Source organism: Solobacterium moorei (assembly GCF_036323475.1).
GTDB classification, from domain to species: domain Bacteria; phylum Bacillota_I; class Bacilli_A; order Erysipelotrichales; family Erysipelotrichaceae; genus Bulleidia; species Bulleidia moorei.
In genome coordinates this window covers 1835243-1850615 of the sequence record NZ_AP028934.1, presented here as the reverse complement: position 1 = coordinate 1850615, position 15373 = coordinate 1835243, and the positions used below count along the sequence as shown (strand labels likewise).

Below are 15373 nucleotides of genomic sequence, written 5' to 3'. Positions count from 1 at the left end.
TGGAGGATAAATTTCCTCCTTTTCTATTATGAAATCAGGAATAATCTAGTCCTGATCATAGAGAAAAAACTTCAGAAGAAGAATATGATATAGAGGTCAGGGACACTAGAATGTTTCTGGCCTTTCTCGTACAGGCATGTATGGGAATTGGTCTGGGTAAAGTGAGAACGTACCTTCTTTTAGACCAGTGATATCATTGAGTCCGTAATAAAAAGCGTTCTGCTTCCCTCCTATATTCTTAGGCTGCTTTATCAAGATGACAATCCAGGAAACAGTTAGATATGTCGTATATAAGCCAGAAAAATAGTCGGATGTGGGGATGGGGAAGTTTACCAAGACATTATGCATATCAGAAAGAAAGGAGTATTCCATCATGGAAGGACCAATCATTACAGTGGATGTATCAAAGGGTTCCTGTCACTACCAGCCCTTCATAGAGAATGGACATCCAATGCGAAAACCAAAGCAGCTTTCAGCTACGATCGATGGTTTCCAGAAATTAGGGCAAACTATCAAAGACCTTGAAGCTAAGACAGAACGAGAAGATATACCAGTTATCTTTGAGGCTACAGGTGTCTATCATCGACCACTACAAAAATATCTTGAAGACCACAAGATAAGGTACTACATCATTTCTCCATTATTATCTGCGACCTATCGCAAGACCTCCCTACATAGTAATAAGACAGACGCATTAGACTGTGCACATATCGCAAAAGCGTACTATTGTGAGAAGGAACTAAGACAATATCAAGCACAACCACAAGAGTACAAAAGACTCTATCAATTGAGCCGTATATATGAAAGTGAGTTGGTTCATCTTCGGAAACGCAAAGTGAGTTTGAGATCCATGCTGGATATCATATATCCAAGGATTGATAAGACCTTTAAAGGGAATCAAAATCTGTATGATCCACTCCCAATGGAGATATTAAAAAGATATCCTCATCCATCCTTACTATTGGGCCATAGAGAGGATACCATCGTTAAGACCGTTGGGCATCGTACAGGTCATTTAAAAGGATATACAGAAAGAATCGTACATAAGATCTACGAGAAGGCAAAGGAGTGCTATTCAGGATGTGATATCGATGATATAGAAGTAGTCAAATTGCCAAGCTTGATAGAGAACGTGCAGGAACAGAAGAAAAAATGCGATTCACTATTGAAGGAAATGATAGAGATAGCACGAACATGTCCTTATTTTGCATCTGTTGTTAGTATTGTTGGAATCGGAGAGAATCTGGCAGCCCGTATCATAGCAGAGCTTGGAGATGTAAGCCGATTTGATAACAGAGCGGCTATCGTGGCATATGCAGGCTTGAATCCAAAGATACAACAATCCGGAGATATTGATGGACTGCATTTCAAGATATCAAAGAAAGGCAATAAGCATTTGCGATGCCTTTTATACCTTGGTGCACAATGTAATTATCGATTGCGCAAAGAAGATCCACTATATGAATTCACCAAAAAGAAAAGACAGCAGACCCAATGCCCATTGTCGTCTAAAGCTGCCTATACTGCTAGTGCTCATAAATTACTGGTCATAATCTATAGCCTATGTAAGAATGGTACTCTATATCATTCTTAGCAACAGTATAAACCTAATCTAGCAAAATGGGAGATATAATTTCTCTTGTTTTAATAATGCACAAAACGAAAAAGAAGAAATCACTAAAGATTAGAAATTTCTTCTTGACTTAAGTTATCAAGTTTTTTCTTGCGCTCATGCAGATATAAACAAATGATAGAATATGGTATACTAAAGAGCGGTAAAGTGAGGGGAAATCATGAATCTTCCAAATCGATTAACATTATTTAGAATTGTATTGATTCCAGTTATTATTCTGGTTTACTTATTTCCTTATAGTGCTTTTGGAATTACACCAACAAGTTTCTATATACAACATGTATCTATCTGTATAATTGATATCGCAGCCTTATTAATCTATATTCTTGCGGCAATTACAGATGCGATTGATGGTCATATCGCTCGTAGTAGAAATATGATTACAACATTCGGTAAGTTTGCAGATCCTATCGCAGATAAGCTATTAACAACGACAATGTTCCTATTGTTTATCTCTAGAGGCATTATTCCGGTTATCCCAGTTATTATCATGATTGCACGCGATACTGTTGTTGATGGTTGTCGTATGATGGCAAGTGCCAATGGTAAGGTTGTTGCGGCTGGTATGATGGGCAAGTTAAAGACAGTATTACAGATGGTTACAGTTGCGTTAATTCTATTAAACAATCTTCCATTTGAATTGTTAGGATTACCAATAAGTATGATCATGTTGTGGTTCTCAGCACTAGTAAGTTTTATTTCTGGTGTACAGTACTTCATGCAGATGAAAGACGATATTTTAGAATCAAAATAATCGTGGAATTATTTGAAAAGAAACAAACATATAATCAGGAGGAGTTATTATGGCGGCAGAAAAAAAAGAAAAGACAGTTACCGCAGATAAGCGAGATCAACTACTTGCGGATGCACTCAAGGCAATTGAAAAAGAATATGGAAAAGGCAGTATCATGCGTTTGGGAGACCGTGCTGATGTATCAGTAGACGCAATTCCATCCGGTTCTTTAGCACTTGATAGTGCATTGGGTATCGGTGGTTATCCAAAAGGAAGAATCATTGAAATTTATGGACCAGAATCTTCGGGTAAGACAACACTTGCATTACATGCAATCGCAGAATGTCAAAAACAAGGTGGTAGATGTGCATTTATCGATGCAGAAAACGCAATCGATCCACTCTATGCTAAAAAGTTAGGTGTTGATATTGATGAACTTATCTTATCGCAACCAGACTCTGGAGAGCAGGCATTAGAGATTACAGAAGTATTGATTAAATCAGGCGCAATTGATTTAGTGGTTATTGACTCTGTAGCTGCACTTGTTCCGCAGGCAGAATTAAATGGTGAAATGGGAGACGCATCTGTAGGTTTACAGGCACGCTTGATGTCAAAGGCAATGCGTAAGTTAGCGGGTGTTATGAACCGTTCTAATACAACAGCAATCTTCATCAATCAGTTGCGTGAAAAGGTTGGTATCATGTTTGGCAATCCGGAAACAACACCAGGTGGTCGTGCGCTTAAGTTCTACTCATCTGTACGTTTAGATGTACGTAAGGGTGAAGCACTCAAGGAAGGTAGCGAAGTAATCGGTTCTGCCACAAAGGTAAAAGTTGTTAAGAATAAGGTGGCTCCTCCATTCAAGGTAGCAGTTGTAAATATGATCTTTGGTCAAGGAATCTCTCATATCGATGAAGTTGTCAGTTTAGCAGTAGAAAACGACATCATTGAAAAAGCAGGTGCTTGGTTCTCTTACAAGGGAGAAAAACTTGGACAAGGTTTTAACTCTGTACGTGAATATATGAAGAATCATCCAGAGTTTGATGCAGAGATTACAGAACTTGTAAAAGCGAAGTTATTCCCTACGACAGAATCTGTTTCCGCAGAAGCAACAGCAGAATAATCAAAGGTACTCTTACTGAAACGTAAGGGTATCTTTTTAACGAATAAGCATGATACAGAAAAGAAATTGAATTTGTTGTATGATGTTACTATATGAAAACGAATTACCTAAGGTTCTATGAAGAACTTACAAAAAACTATCAGACAGACGCAAAGCGAAATCAATTACGTCTGTGTAATAAAATTGTGACAAATACATATTACGTTGTATATCCATTACTGTTGTTATATCTATTTGTAAAACAAAGTGAGAAGTTATTACCGGCAATTCTAATTCCATTACTTTCAATTGTTGGAGTAACATTACTACGTAAAGTTTTAGCACGTCCTCGTCCTTACGAGGAATATCCCATTGATCAAATCCTAGAAAAAGAAACTCAACATAACGCAATGCCAAGTCGACACGTATTCTCGGCTTCAATCATTGCGATGATGTGCTTTACAATTTCTCCACTATTTGCATGCATACTATTGGTGCTAGCTGCACTAGAAGGATACATCCGTGTAGTAGGGGGAGTACATTATCCATTGGATGTAATCATTGGATATCTTCTAGGAGTATTATTTGGACTATTCATTCTATAAAAGTTTGTGTTTTTTTAATTCTATGATATAACTTATTAGAAAGGTCACATTGTATGATGTGTGGTGATTGAGAAGAACATGCGCCTTTAATCCGAATTTAAACATATGAAAAGAGAATTTAAAAAACATCTTTTCATGCGTGGAAACGGATTAAAACCTCTATACAGAGAATTTTTGTCTGCTTTTTTCGCATGAAAAGAGCAGATTTTTTGTAGGAGGAATCAAATGATAGAAATTCATAATTTAACAATATGTCATCGATATGATCTACGTAAGATTGTCGATGACTTTACACTTACAGTTAAACCAACAGATAAAATTGCCATCATTGGCGAAGAGGGAAATGGGAAATCTACATTACTCAAATGTATTGTAGATCAAAAACTTATTGATAATTATTGTGAAGTTCAAGGAACAATACGTTCGAAGAACGAAAGAATAGGTTATTTACCCCAAGAGCTTGAACATAAGTATGCAGAGAAAACTGTATACGAATACTTCTGCGAAAGCGATGCGTTTTTACTTGCAACGCCATCACAATTACATGACATTGCACAAGGATTAAGAAGTGGCGTGGAGATGTATTATCAAACACAGACAATGTCTTCACTTTCTGGGGGAGAGAAGATCAAGTATCAACTCGCAGCGATACTTCTAGAACAGCCTAGTATTTTACTGTTAGATGAGCCATCCAATGATTTAGATATTCGAACACTTGCATGGTTAGAGAATTTTATCAAAGAGTCTAAGATTCCAATCATCTATATCTCACATGACGAAACATTACTAGCGAATACTGCGAATTGTATTGTTCATTTAGAATTCGTCAAGCGAAAAACAGAAGCACGTCATACAATCATGAATATTGGCTATGACGCATATAAAGAATTACGTAATAAACAATTTGAAAAACAGATGATTGATGCACAGAGTGAGCGTCGTCAAGACAAGCTACGTATGGAAAAATACCAACAGGTTTATGAACGCGTCCAACATGAACTGCGCGTCGTATCACGTCAAGCGCCACAGACAGCCGCAAATCTCAAGAAAAAGATGAGAAGTGTCAAGGCGATGGGAAAACGCTTTGAAAGAGAACGTGAGAATATGACCGAGATTCCACTACGCGAGGATGCGATATTCTTTCACTTTGATGTCGAACCCTTTGCCAGTGACAAACAGATTCTGGACTATCAATTAGATCGGTTAATGACAAAGGATGAATCGAAAATATTAGCGGATAATATTGCATTACAAGTATTTGGAAATCAAAAGGTGTGTATCATTGGCGATAATGGTTGTGGCAAAACAACGCTATTACATAAGATACATGAATCTTTAACTGAAAGAGAAGATATCCGTATTGGATATATGCCACAAAACTATAACGAAATCCTATATATGTATGATTCGCCAATTGATTTCTTGACAACCGTAGGGGATAAAGAGGATATTACACGTATCCGTCAGCATCTTGGTTCAATGAAGTTTACATCTGATGAGATGGAACATTCTTTAACAGAGCTATCAGGTGGGCAGCGTACCAAGGTGTTCATGTTAAAGATGCATCTAGAGGGTGCCAACGTCTTACTGCTTGATGAGCCGACGCGTAACTTCTCACCATTATCGGCTCCGGTTGTAAGAGAAGAGTTAAAGAACTTTGGTGGAGCAATCATCGCTATATCTCATGATCGAAAGTTCATTCAGGAAGTTTTTGATGATATCTATTTGTTAAATTCAACGGGATTACATCGTTATACGATAGAATCCCAGTAAAACGCTTTCATTGTTTTGCGTGTCTATGTCAACCAAAAATGAAAATGTCTTAAAAATTAACGAACATTAGCGGAGCTATAATAGTTCTGCTTTTTTGTAAATAATTGATATGAATACTTCCTCCAAGGGTGAGATATCGGCGGAATATATACTTTCTTTTTCTCAGGAGTTTCAATGATATTATCGAACTCACCCGAATTTTCTTCAAACACTTGTACTTCTTCTAAGATGTATAGTGTATCCATCGCATTGACAAAGATCTTTTGATCAAATGATTCAATAACCAATACCTCCATCTTAGGTCTTAGTGGAATTCTATTGTGTTCCTTGTCATAGGCCATCCAATACTTGTTTTTGAACTTGATACAGTTGCCTTGATCGACTATTCTCGATGAAATGATTGCCAATGTTTGATTGATTGTTTCTATATCTGGTTGTACTTCAAATACAGAATTGGTACTATTCAAGTGTAGGGCGAACCTTGCATTGAATTCCTTTAGGTAGGATTTTAGGAACTTATTCGCGTCCGCCATACAAGTAATACGAGCACGTCTAAGTTCAACTGGCAAACGTGATTGGAAAGTCTGGTTGAGACGTTCGATGCGTCCTTTGGCTTGTGCGATGCTCGTTGTTTTGATTTCGACACCAAGGTTATGGCAGGCGTAGGAGAACTGTGTGAAGGTATCCTCGTCGTCGAAGGCCTTGGTTTTCTTTCTGTATTCAAATACGGTTCGTTTATCCGTATAGAATAGAGCGGGTATGCCATAGTCGACTAGTATCTGATGGAAAACGTTGTAATAGCCACGTAGGGTCTCCTGTATATCAAAGTGGGCTCCAACAGCAGTACCGGTCGCATCATCTACAGCTAGGTGTAGATGCCATATCTCGCCAGGAATCCATTCGTAGCTTGAAGCGTCCATTTGAATCATCTCTCCCATATATTTGGATCTAGATCTTCGTGAATGAGGCGTATCATCTTCAATTGATTCGATTTGTTCATTGATTGCGTTTCTGGCCTTTGTAGATGTTGTTTGGTCTAATCGTTTTGTCAAACGTTCCTTTAATTGTTTCTTGGTTTTTCGATGGGCCTTTGGGGACAAGACATCGTGTTCTGATAACCAGTTTCTAATAGTGGTGTCACTGATGGAGATGCCGAGGTCCATCTGGACGATTTCACTGAAATGAGTGATGTTGGCATCAAGATACTCGTTAAGATAGAGTTCAATGATTTTGTTTTTCGTTTCCAGTGAGAATGTGTTTGATGGTAATCGTCCACGATTACCATGTGAAAATGAGGATTTGCCTTCAGACTTATAACGTGTAATCAGGCGGTTGATAGTACGAATAGAACAATTTAGTTTTAATGCCGCACGGCGTTTATTGCCAGAATGATCAACCAGTTCTTTAATAATGTTGTATTTGTTTTCTTCCATAGGGGTTAATATAATCTTTTTCATATTCAATCCAATCTAATGGAATGAATCATAACAATTCCTTTCTATAAATGGGGCATTTTCCCTTTCGGTTCATTAAGACAATATCAACTTCGATTCAGAAACGCTTTCATTGTTTTGCGTGTCTATTGTGAAAATGTGAAAAAAAACGTATAATACTAAAGAGAGAAATCTCTAAGAATAATGGAGGATTAAAAATGGGGTATATCATTCATGACCCTGTAATTCCTACCATTTTAGTTCTTATTGTAGGTATTTTTGTTGGCATCGGTATTATGAAGGTTGCTGGCAAACACGGTCTTGATCGTGCGATTACAAAATCGCAAGATATTCTTGAAGAAGCAAATTCAAAAGCAGAAACAATTACGCGCCAAGCTACATTAGACGCGAAACAACAAACTTACGAATTAAAACTACAGGCAGAAAAAGAGATTAAGAATCAACAAAATAAATTATTACAAGTTGAGAATAAGCTCATGCGCCAGCAGGATAGTTTGAATTTCCGTGAGGAGAATCTTGCCCGAAAAGAAAAGAAAATTGACGAAAAAGATCAGCAGATTACTGGGAAACTTGCAAATATCACTAAAATGGAAGAAGACTTGCAGGCTAAGATTGATCAGCAATTAGTTGAACTAGAGCGTGTGGCAAATATGTCACAGGCAGACGCAAAGGTAGAATTGATGGAGGCTGTCGAGAAGAAGACCGAAGCTGAAATCGCTACTTATTTACGTGATAAACAAGAGGAGGCAGAAGCGGAAGCCTCTTCCGTAGCACGTAATATTATTTCTTTAGCGATTCATCGCTACTCACAAGAAGAAACAATCGAACGTACCGTTAGTACAGTAACGCTTCCAAGTGAAGAGATGAAGGGACGAATCATCGGTCGTGAGGGAAGAAATATCAAAGCAATCGAACAGGCTACAGGTGTTGATTTAATTATCGATGACACACCAGATATTATTACTGTTTCTTGCTTTAACCCAATTCGTCGTGAAATTGCTCGTCAGTCATTAGAAATTCTGATGAAGGATGGACGTATTCAACCAGGACGCATTGAGGAAGTTGTTCAGAAGGTTACAGATGAACTTGAAGAGACAATTTTCAAGATTGGTAATGAAGCAGTATTCAAACTTGGTATCGGTAAGATGAATCGTGAACTCATCAAGCTGGTAGGACGTATGAGATTCCGTTATAGCTATGGTCAAAACGGTTTATCACACTCCGTAGAAGTTGCACACTTCGCTGGTATGATGGCTGCTGAATTAGGACTAAACCAAGCACTCGCAAAGCGTGCAGGGTTATTACACGATATTGGTAAGGCACTAGACTTTGAAACAGAAGGAACTCACGTTGAGTTAGGGTCTAAGGTTGCTAAGAAGTATGGTGAAAATCCTATCGTTATTAACGCGATTGAAGCTCACCATGGCGATACAGCTCCAACAGATATTATTTCTGTATTAGTCGCTGCAGCCGATACTATCAGTGCTGCTAGACCTGGGGCTCGTTATGAATCTATGGAAGGCTACATTCAACGTCTAGAAAATCTTGAAAAGATTGCATTAGACTTTGAAGGAGTTGAAAAAGCATTCGCAATCCAAGCTGGACGTGAACTACGTGTTATGGTACAGCCTGAGAAGATTGATGATGTACGTATGGTGAAGGTAGCTCATGATATTCGTGAACGAATTGAAAATGAGATGACTTACCCAGGACAAATCAAAGTAACATTGATTCGTGAAGTACGTGCGCAAGAATTAGCGAAATAAGAACCGGTTCACGGTTCTTTTTTCTGAAAAGAAGGGGAAAGTAAAATGAGAGTACTATTTCTAGGAGATATCGTCGCAAAAAGTGGACGGGATGCAGTTCTAGCTAAACTAAACGTATTAAAAGAACAATATCAACCAGATTTTGTCATTGCAAATGCAGAGAATTCTGCACATGGTAAAGGGATTACGTTTAAAATCTATAATCAATTACTCCTAGCAGGTGTCGATGTTATTACACTTGGCAATCATGCCTTCTCCAAAACAGAGATTCTAAATCATCTTCCATCAATGAACAGTGCGATACGACCTGCCAATATGGAACCTTTCCATATTGGGAAAAGCTATGTTATCAAAGAAGTGAATGGAAAGCGTGTTGCAGTTGTAAATCTAGTCGGTAAAGTATTTATGGATGTTTGTCGTGAAGACCCTGTCGTCACGATGGAAAAACTCTTAAAAGAAATTGATGCAGATATGATTTTCGTTGATCTACATGCAGAAGCGACTGCTGAAAAGATGACCTTCGCAAATTACTTTGCGCCAAGAGTGACTGCTGTCATCGGTACACATACGCATGTTCAAACTGCTGATGAACAAATTATTAACGGTTGTGCATATATCACAGATGCAGGAATGTGTGGGGTATATGCATCAATATTAGGAAGAGATACAGAGGAAGTTATCGCTAGAAGTATTTACAATAAATCCACGCGTTACACACCCGCACAAGGCCCAGCAGTCATCTCTGGTGTCGTCATCGATATCGATGAAAAAACAAACCGAGCAAATCGAATTGAAAGGATTCAAATTCGTCCGAAAGGTTAGCATTTACTAACAAAATAGTGGGGTGCTATACTTTAGATGTTCATAAAGGAGGACTCGAATAATGCCAGTTACAGTTGATAAGGATACTTGTATCGGTTGTGGTGCTTGCGTAGGAGTTTGCCCAGTTGCAGCACTCGCTTTAGATGAAAATGGAAAGTCCGGATGCGATGAAGACACATGTATTTCATGCTTCTCATGCATTCCAGTTTGCCCAGTTTCAGCTATCACAGAAAAGAACTAGATATAAAAAAATCGGTGCCCACCGATTTTTTTATATCTATAGGTGATTGACAAGTTGTTCTGCTTTGCTATGATATGTATAACAAAAGCGTGTTACTGGAAAGCAGGCATTAGCTCATTGGAAAAACATTTTTTCTGATGGGCTTTTTTCGTGGGAGGTTCTTATGTTCTTATTTCATAAAAAATCAATGATTTATTCACCATGTGATGGTACATTCAAACCATTAAGTGAAGTAAAGGATGAAGTATTTTCTAAAGAACTAATGGGAAAGGGCTTTGCGGTTGTACCGATAAATGGAGATATTCACTCTCCAGTCGATGGTAAGGTCACAATGGTATTTCCAACCAAACATGCGATTGGTATCACAGATAGAAACAATATTGAATATATTTTGCATATTGGTATCGATACTGTACAGTTAAAAGGGGCAGGCTTTAATGTATGCGTACAAGAAGGGGACAGCGTTAAAGCTGGAGACTTACTTGTAAACTGTGATTTAGCTATACTAAAACAAGCAGGCTATCAAACAGATGTTCTTGTGATCGTCACAAATCATAAGGATGTACGCATCAAACAAGCAGGTAACCTAAAAGTAAAGGAAGAGATAGCATATTGTGAAAACATATAATATTGCAAAAATACTAAATCACAACGTCGTTGTATGTCGTGGCGATGAAGATTCTAGAGAGTATATTGTCTTTGGAAAAGGTATCGGTTTCCAAAAGAAAGAAAATGATATTGTTCCTAGTAAACAGATTCAAAACGTATACGAGCTTGTTGATTTAAAAGATCGTAGACGCTATGAAGAGTTAGTTCATAACACAGATGATGAAGTAGTAGAAGTTACAGAAGAAGTGATCAGTGAGATGACAAATAGCTTTGGTGCATACGATAAGCGTATCCACCTGGCATTACTCGATCATATTCAGTTTAGTGTAAAGCGTTACCGTGAAAAGATTACAGTCAAAAATGTATTCACGGATGAAATTCAATTCTTATATCCAAAGGAATTTCAATTTGCAAAGGAAGTGCTAGCGAAGATTAACGAGTGTTTGGGTATTCACTTGGATAATAGCGAGATTGGGTTTATATGCATGCATATTCACGCTGCCTTACAGGGTGAAAGTGCCAGTCTTTCTACGATGATTGCACAGATATTAACAGAGACAATCACAATCATCGAAAGAGAAATGCAAATCAATCTCAACGATTATGAAGTGGCGAAGCAGCGTTTGATAACACACTTGAAGTTTGCCATCAAACGCTCATTAGATGGAGTTGAAATTAACAACTTAATTGGTGATCTTGTTCATGATAAGTATCGTAAGTCGTATCAGATTGCATGCATGATAGGAGATCACATTGAAAATACATATGGCATCAATATCGGCGAAGGAGAAAGATGCTATCTAACAATACATTTACAGAATATTGTAATGTATCGCAAATAATGGTTCGTACATGTGTAGTAAGGGGTATTACACATGTGGAATATAAGGAGGATATTTATGTTTAAGATGCTTCAAAAGATTGGTAAAGCATTTATGTTACCTATCGCAATTTTACCAGCTGCTGGTTTATTGTTAGGTATTGGTGGTGCTTTATCTAACCCTACAACAGTGGCGACTTATCCTGTATTAAATAATCCAGTATTACAGGGTGTCTTCACAATTATGAGTGCTGCGGGAACAGTTGTTTTCGCAAATCTAGCAATGTTATTGTGCGTAGGTCTATGTATTGGACTTGCAAAGCGTGACAAGGGAACTGCTGCCTTAGCGGGTGTTGTTGGTTTCTTAGTAATGAACGCTACAATCACTTCTTTATTAGGTATTTTTAATCCAGATGGTGCTGCCATTGACACCGGTGTTGTTGGTGCAATCGTTGTTGGTTTAGTTGCTGTAACATTACACAACAAATATCAAAATATCGAACTTCCACAGGTACTTGGATTCTTTGGCGGTTCACGTTTCGTACCAATCGTTACTTCATTTGCAAGTATCTTCATTGGTGCAGTGTTCTTCTTGGTATGGCCACCATTCCAACAGTTATTAGTATCTACAGGTGCATTCATTGCACAGGCAGGTCCGGTTGGAACATTCTTCTATGGATTCTTAATGCGCCTATGTGGAGCTGTTGGTTTACATCACATGATTTATCCAATGTTCTGGTACACAGAGCTTGGTGGTGTTGAAACTGTTGCAGGTGTCGCTGTAGCAGGTGCACAGAAGATCTTCTTTGCACAGTTAGCAGATCCAAATCATGTAGGTCTATACACAGAAGGAACACGTTTCTTCGCTGGTCGTTTCTCAACAATGATGTTCGGCTTACCAGCCGCATGTCTTGCGATGTACCACTGTGTACCGAAGGAAAGAAGAGGCAAGTACAAGGGCTTATTCTTAAGTGTTGCCTTAACATCCTTTATCACAGGTATTACAGAACCAATCGAATTCATGTTCTTGTTCGTAAACCCAATTCTTTATGTCATTCACTCATTCTTTGATGGCGTAAGTTTCTTTATCGCAGATATTCTCAATATCTCTATCGGTAATACATTCTCTGGTGGTGTGATTGACTTTACACTCTTTGGTATCCTACAAGGAAACGCAAAGACAAACTGGATTTTAGAAATTCCATTTGGTTTAGTATGGGCATGTCTATACTACACATTCTTTAGATGGTACATTACAAAGTTCAATGTTATGACTCCTGGTCGTGGCGAAGAAAGTGATGATGCTGAGCCAGTGGTAGAGACAAAGTCTACACTCAAGGAAGATAGTCATAAGATTATCGCTGCTTTAGGTGGTAAAGAAAATATTGAAGACGTTGACGCATGCATTACACGCTTACGCGTAAGTGTGAAGGACGTTAAGAAGGTTGATAAGGATGCACTGAAGAAGTTAGGTGCTACAGACGTTCTTGAAGTTGGTGGAGGAATCCAAGCTATCTATGGTGCGAAGGCTATCCTCTACAAGAACAACATCGTAGAAATCTTAGGTATCGATGAATAATCAAGAAGTTATCGCTGCCTTAAAGGGTAAACTTGTCATCTCTTGTCAAGCACTGCCAGGAGAGCCGCTCTATACAGAAGCGGGTGGAATTATGCCATTAATGGCATATGCAGCAGAGCTAGCAGGTGCGAGTGGAATCCGTTGTAACTCAGTACGAGATATTAACGAAATTCGTGCAAAAGTAAAACTTCCAACGATTGGAATTATCAAGCAAGATTATTTGGACTCACCAATTTATATAACCCCTACATTTGAAGAGGTGAGTACACTTGTACAAACAGGCACAGAGATTATTGCCTTAGACTACACAGATCGCATCCATCCAAATAACGTCAAGCGCGAAGAATTATTCCATCAAATTAAACAAGCATATCCAAATCAACTACTCATGGCAGATATCTCAAACTTTGAAGAAGCGAAAGCTGCAGTAGAAATTGGCTTTGACTTTGTTGGTACAACACTGAATGGTTATGTTGGCGATGAAAAGACAGAAGGTCCAAACTTTGATTTGGTATCTAGGATCGTCAAAGAATTAGACTGTCGTTGTATTGCGGAAGGTAGAATCCATGAACCATCACAAGCCCGCAAAATGCTAGAACTTGGAGCCTTTGCGGTAGTGGTTGGTGGAGCAATTACACGTCCACTTGAAATTGCGTCAAGATTTATCAAAGAAATCAACAAGGACCGCTAATTGCGGTCCTTTTCTTGTGCATAAGAGGTCAGTATTCTGTATAATAGTACCGATAGAGGTTAAAGATGAAAAGAGAAGATTTTATCCTTCCGGTTCATGCGGAAGAAAGAAAACGAACAAAGAAAAATACAGAGAGTACTTTTAGTAACTTTAAGATTAGCGATGATATCGTAAATCTAGGTTATGGCAAGAAGTACTTTATACATACCTATGGCTGTCAAGCTAATGTACGTGATGGAGAAGCACTCGCAGGCATGATGGAAATGATGGGCTATACAAGTACCAACGTTCCAGATGATGCGGATGTATTATTCTTCAATACCTGTGCTATCCGCAAAGCGGCAGAAGACCGTGTATTATCCGATGTGAATAAATTACGTTACCTAAAGGAACAGCGTCCAACGACGGTATTCTGTATCTGTGGTTGTATGGCCCAAGAAGAAGAGACTGTTAAACATATTCTATCTGTATCACCACATGTAGATTTAATCTTTGGTACTCATAACATTCACCGTATGCCAAATCTTTTAGCAGAGGTGATTGAAAGTAACCAGCGTAAGGTGGAAGTATTCTCCCAAGAAGGAGATGTCGTCGAAGATGTACCGGTAAAACGTTCAATGGACTCCAAGGGCTTTGTGAATATCATGTATGGCTGTGATAAGTTCTGTACGTATTGTATCGTCCCTTATACACGTGGTAGAGAGCGCTCACGCCGCAAGGAAGATATCCTAAGAGAAGTCGAAGAACTCAAAGCCAGTGGACGTAAAGAAGTTGTTTTACTTGGACAAAATGTCAATGCCTATGGCAAAGACTTAAAGATGGAAGATGGCTTTACACAACTGCTTGTAGCAGTTGCTAAAACAGGTATTGAACGTATTAGTTTCTACACAAGTCATCCAAGAGATTACAGCGAAACAACCATCGATGCGATGCGTGATTATCCAAACATTATGCCATTCTTACATCTACCTGTTCAATCAGGATCAGATGAAGTATTACGTCGTATGGCCCGTGGATATACAGTCGAAAGATACAAGCAGTTATACGATAATTTGAAGAAGAAAGTACCACATATTGCATTTACAACAGACTTGATTGTCGGTTTCCCAAATGAAACCGATGAAGAATTTGAAGCTACATTAGATCTTGTGCGTTATTGTCGATTTGATATGGCATATGCATTTATCTATTCCCCAAGAGCAGGCACACCGGCAGCAAATATGGAAGATAATATTCCGCTCGAAGTAAAGAAGGAAAGACTAGCAAGACTCAACGACTTACTGACTGAGATAGCGGAAGAAAATAACCGTCGCTTCTTAGGAGAAACAGTCAGTGTTTTATGTATTGGCACATCCAAGAGAAATAGCGAAGTCTATAGCGGATATAGCAAAGATAATAAACTTGTAAACTTCACAAGTGAAAAAGATTGTATCAATCAAATCGTAAATGTCGAAATTACCGCAACACATAGCTACTATCTTGAGGGTAAAGCTCTGTAAAATCGCCAGTGTTTGTTCTATAATAAACTTGAATTAAAAGTATTAC

14 protein-coding genes are annotated in these 15373 nt (G+C 38.4%); 13 read left to right on the top strand and 1 reads right to left on the bottom strand.

The window, feature by feature from the left end:
- Positions 1 to 319 precede the first annotated feature (319 nt).
- The 5 genes from RGT18_RS09270 to RGT18_RS09250 all read left to right on the top strand — a co-directional run bounded on the left by RGT18_RS09270 (position 320) and on the right by RGT18_RS09250 (position 5846).
- The gene (locus RGT18_RS09270; protein WP_338174683.1) at positions 320 to 1594 is read left to right on the top strand and encodes an IS110 family RNA-guided transposase; all 1275 of its coding nucleotides are present in this window, start codon (positions 320 to 322) and stop codon (positions 1592 to 1594) included.
- Positions 1595 to 1793: 199 nt separating this feature from the next.
- The gene (gene pgsA, locus RGT18_RS09265) at positions 1794 to 2387 is read left to right on the top strand and encodes a CDP-diacylglycerol--glycerol-3-phosphate 3-phosphatidyltransferase (protein WP_028078861.1); all 594 of its coding nucleotides are present in this window, start codon (positions 1794 to 1796) and stop codon (positions 2385 to 2387) included.
- A gap of 49 nt (positions 2388 to 2436) precedes the next feature.
- Positions 2437 to 3489 carry a recombinase RecA gene (recA, locus tag RGT18_RS09260; protein ID WP_028078862.1) on the top strand — a complete coding sequence of 351 codons (1053 nt, stop codon included), beginning with the start codon at positions 2437 to 2439 and terminating at the stop codon, positions 3487 to 3489.
- Positions 3490 to 3581: 92 nt separating this feature from the next.
- Positions 3582 to 4073 carry a phosphatase PAP2 family protein gene (locus tag RGT18_RS09255; protein WP_028078863.1) on the top strand — a complete coding sequence of 164 codons (492 nt, stop codon included), beginning with the start codon at positions 3582 to 3584 and terminating at the stop codon, positions 4071 to 4073.
- A 225-nt stretch (positions 4074 to 4298) separates the two neighbouring features.
- Entirely contained in the window at positions 4299 to 5846 is a 1548-nt protein-coding gene (locus tag RGT18_RS09250) for an ATP-binding cassette domain-containing protein (protein ID WP_028078864.1), read from the top strand.
- Between the two features lie 56 nt (positions 5847 to 5902).
- On the opposite strand, the gene RGT18_RS09245 is transcribed toward RGT18_RS09250, so the two are convergent.
- The gene (locus tag RGT18_RS09245) at positions 5903 to 7303 is read right to left on the bottom strand and encodes an ISNCY family transposase (RefSeq protein ID WP_338174896.1); all 1401 of its coding nucleotides are present in this window, start codon (positions 7301 to 7303) and stop codon (positions 5903 to 5905) included.
- A 194-nt stretch (positions 7304 to 7497) separates the two neighbouring features.
- Between RGT18_RS09245 and rny the strand changes: the two genes are divergently transcribed.
- The 8 genes from rny to miaB all read left to right on the top strand — a co-directional run bounded on the left by rny (position 7498) and on the right by miaB (position 15327).
- Positions 7498 to 9066, top strand: a complete 1569-nt coding sequence (gene rny / locus RGT18_RS09240) for a ribonuclease Y (protein WP_081659480.1) — start codon at positions 7498 to 7500, stop codon at positions 9064 to 9066.
- Between the two features lie 45 nt (positions 9067 to 9111).
- Positions 9112 to 9888 (top strand): TIGR00282 family metallophosphoesterase, encoded by a 777-nt coding sequence (locus RGT18_RS09235; protein WP_028077607.1) that lies wholly within the window; start codon positions 9112 to 9114, stop codon positions 9886 to 9888.
- A 61-nt stretch (positions 9889 to 9949) separates the two neighbouring features.
- A complete protein-coding gene (locus RGT18_RS09230; RefSeq protein WP_006525373.1) occupies positions 9950 to 10129 on the top strand; it encodes a 4Fe-4S binding protein in 180 nt (59 codons plus the stop codon).
- A gap of 163 nt (positions 10130 to 10292) precedes the next feature.
- Entirely contained in the window at positions 10293 to 10757 is a 465-nt protein-coding gene (locus RGT18_RS09225) for a PTS sugar transporter subunit IIA (protein ID WP_006525372.1), read from the top strand.
- Complete coding sequence (locus tag RGT18_RS09220; protein WP_028077606.1) at positions 10744 to 11580, top strand: PRD domain-containing protein; 837 nt, start codon at positions 10744 to 10746, stop codon at positions 11578 to 11580. The genes RGT18_RS09225 and RGT18_RS09220 overlap by 14 nt, the downstream gene beginning before the upstream one ends.
- Before the next feature lie 57 nt (positions 11581 to 11637).
- Positions 11638 to 13137 carry a PTS transporter subunit EIIC gene (locus tag RGT18_RS09215; protein WP_028077605.1) on the top strand — a complete coding sequence of 500 codons (1500 nt, stop codon included), beginning with the start codon at positions 11638 to 11640 and terminating at the stop codon, positions 13135 to 13137.
- Complete coding sequence (locus RGT18_RS09210; protein ID WP_006525369.1) at positions 13130 to 13828, top strand: N-acetylmannosamine-6-phosphate 2-epimerase; 699 nt, start codon at positions 13130 to 13132, stop codon at positions 13826 to 13828. The genes RGT18_RS09215 and RGT18_RS09210 overlap by 8 nt, the downstream gene beginning before the upstream one ends.
- 65 nt (positions 13829 to 13893) lie before the next feature.
- A complete protein-coding gene (gene miaB / locus RGT18_RS09205) occupies positions 13894 to 15327 on the top strand; it encodes a tRNA (N6-isopentenyl adenosine(37)-C2)-methylthiotransferase MiaB (RefSeq protein ID WP_028077604.1) in 1434 nt (477 codons plus the stop codon).
- Positions 15328 to 15373: the final 46 nt, after the last annotated feature.

Excerpts from the sequence above, each read along its gene's own strand:
- RGT18_RS09270 (WP_338174683.1), top strand. The coding sequence starts at position 320 with ATGGGGAAGTTTACCAAGACATTATGCATATCAGAAAGAAAGGAGTAT.
- pgsA (WP_028078861.1), top strand. The coding sequence starts at position 1,794 with ATGAATCTTCCAAATCGATTAACATTATTTAGAATTGTATTGATTCCA.
- recA (WP_028078862.1), top strand. The coding sequence starts at position 2,437 with ATGGCGGCAGAAAAAAAAGAAAAGACAGTTACCGCAGATAAGCGAGAT.
- RGT18_RS09255 (WP_028078863.1), top strand. The coding sequence starts at position 3,582 with ATGAAAACGAATTACCTAAGGTTCTATGAAGAACTTACAAAAAACTAT.
- RGT18_RS09250 (WP_028078864.1), top strand. The coding sequence starts at position 4,299 with ATGATAGAAATTCATAATTTAACAATATGTCATCGATATGATCTACGT.
- RGT18_RS09245 (WP_338174896.1), bottom strand. The coding sequence starts at position 7,303 with ATGAAAAAGATTATATTAACCCCTATGGAAGAAAACAAATACAACATT.
- rny (WP_081659480.1), top strand. The coding sequence starts at position 7,498 with ATGGGGTATATCATTCATGACCCTGTAATTCCTACCATTTTAGTTCTT.
- RGT18_RS09235 (WP_028077607.1), top strand. The coding sequence starts at position 9,112 with ATGAGAGTACTATTTCTAGGAGATATCGTCGCAAAAAGTGGACGGGAT.
- RGT18_RS09230 (WP_006525373.1), top strand. The coding sequence starts at position 9,950 with ATGCCAGTTACAGTTGATAAGGATACTTGTATCGGTTGTGGTGCTTGC.
- RGT18_RS09225 (WP_006525372.1), top strand. The coding sequence starts at position 10,293 with ATGTTCTTATTTCATAAAAAATCAATGATTTATTCACCATGTGATGGT.
- RGT18_RS09215 (WP_028077605.1), top strand. The coding sequence starts at position 11,638 with ATGTTTAAGATGCTTCAAAAGATTGGTAAAGCATTTATGTTACCTATC.
- RGT18_RS09210 (WP_006525369.1), top strand. The coding sequence starts at position 13,130 with ATGAATAATCAAGAAGTTATCGCTGCCTTAAAGGGTAAACTTGTCATC.
- miaB (WP_028077604.1), top strand. The coding sequence starts at position 13,894 with ATGAAAAGAGAAGATTTTATCCTTCCGGTTCATGCGGAAGAAAGAAAA.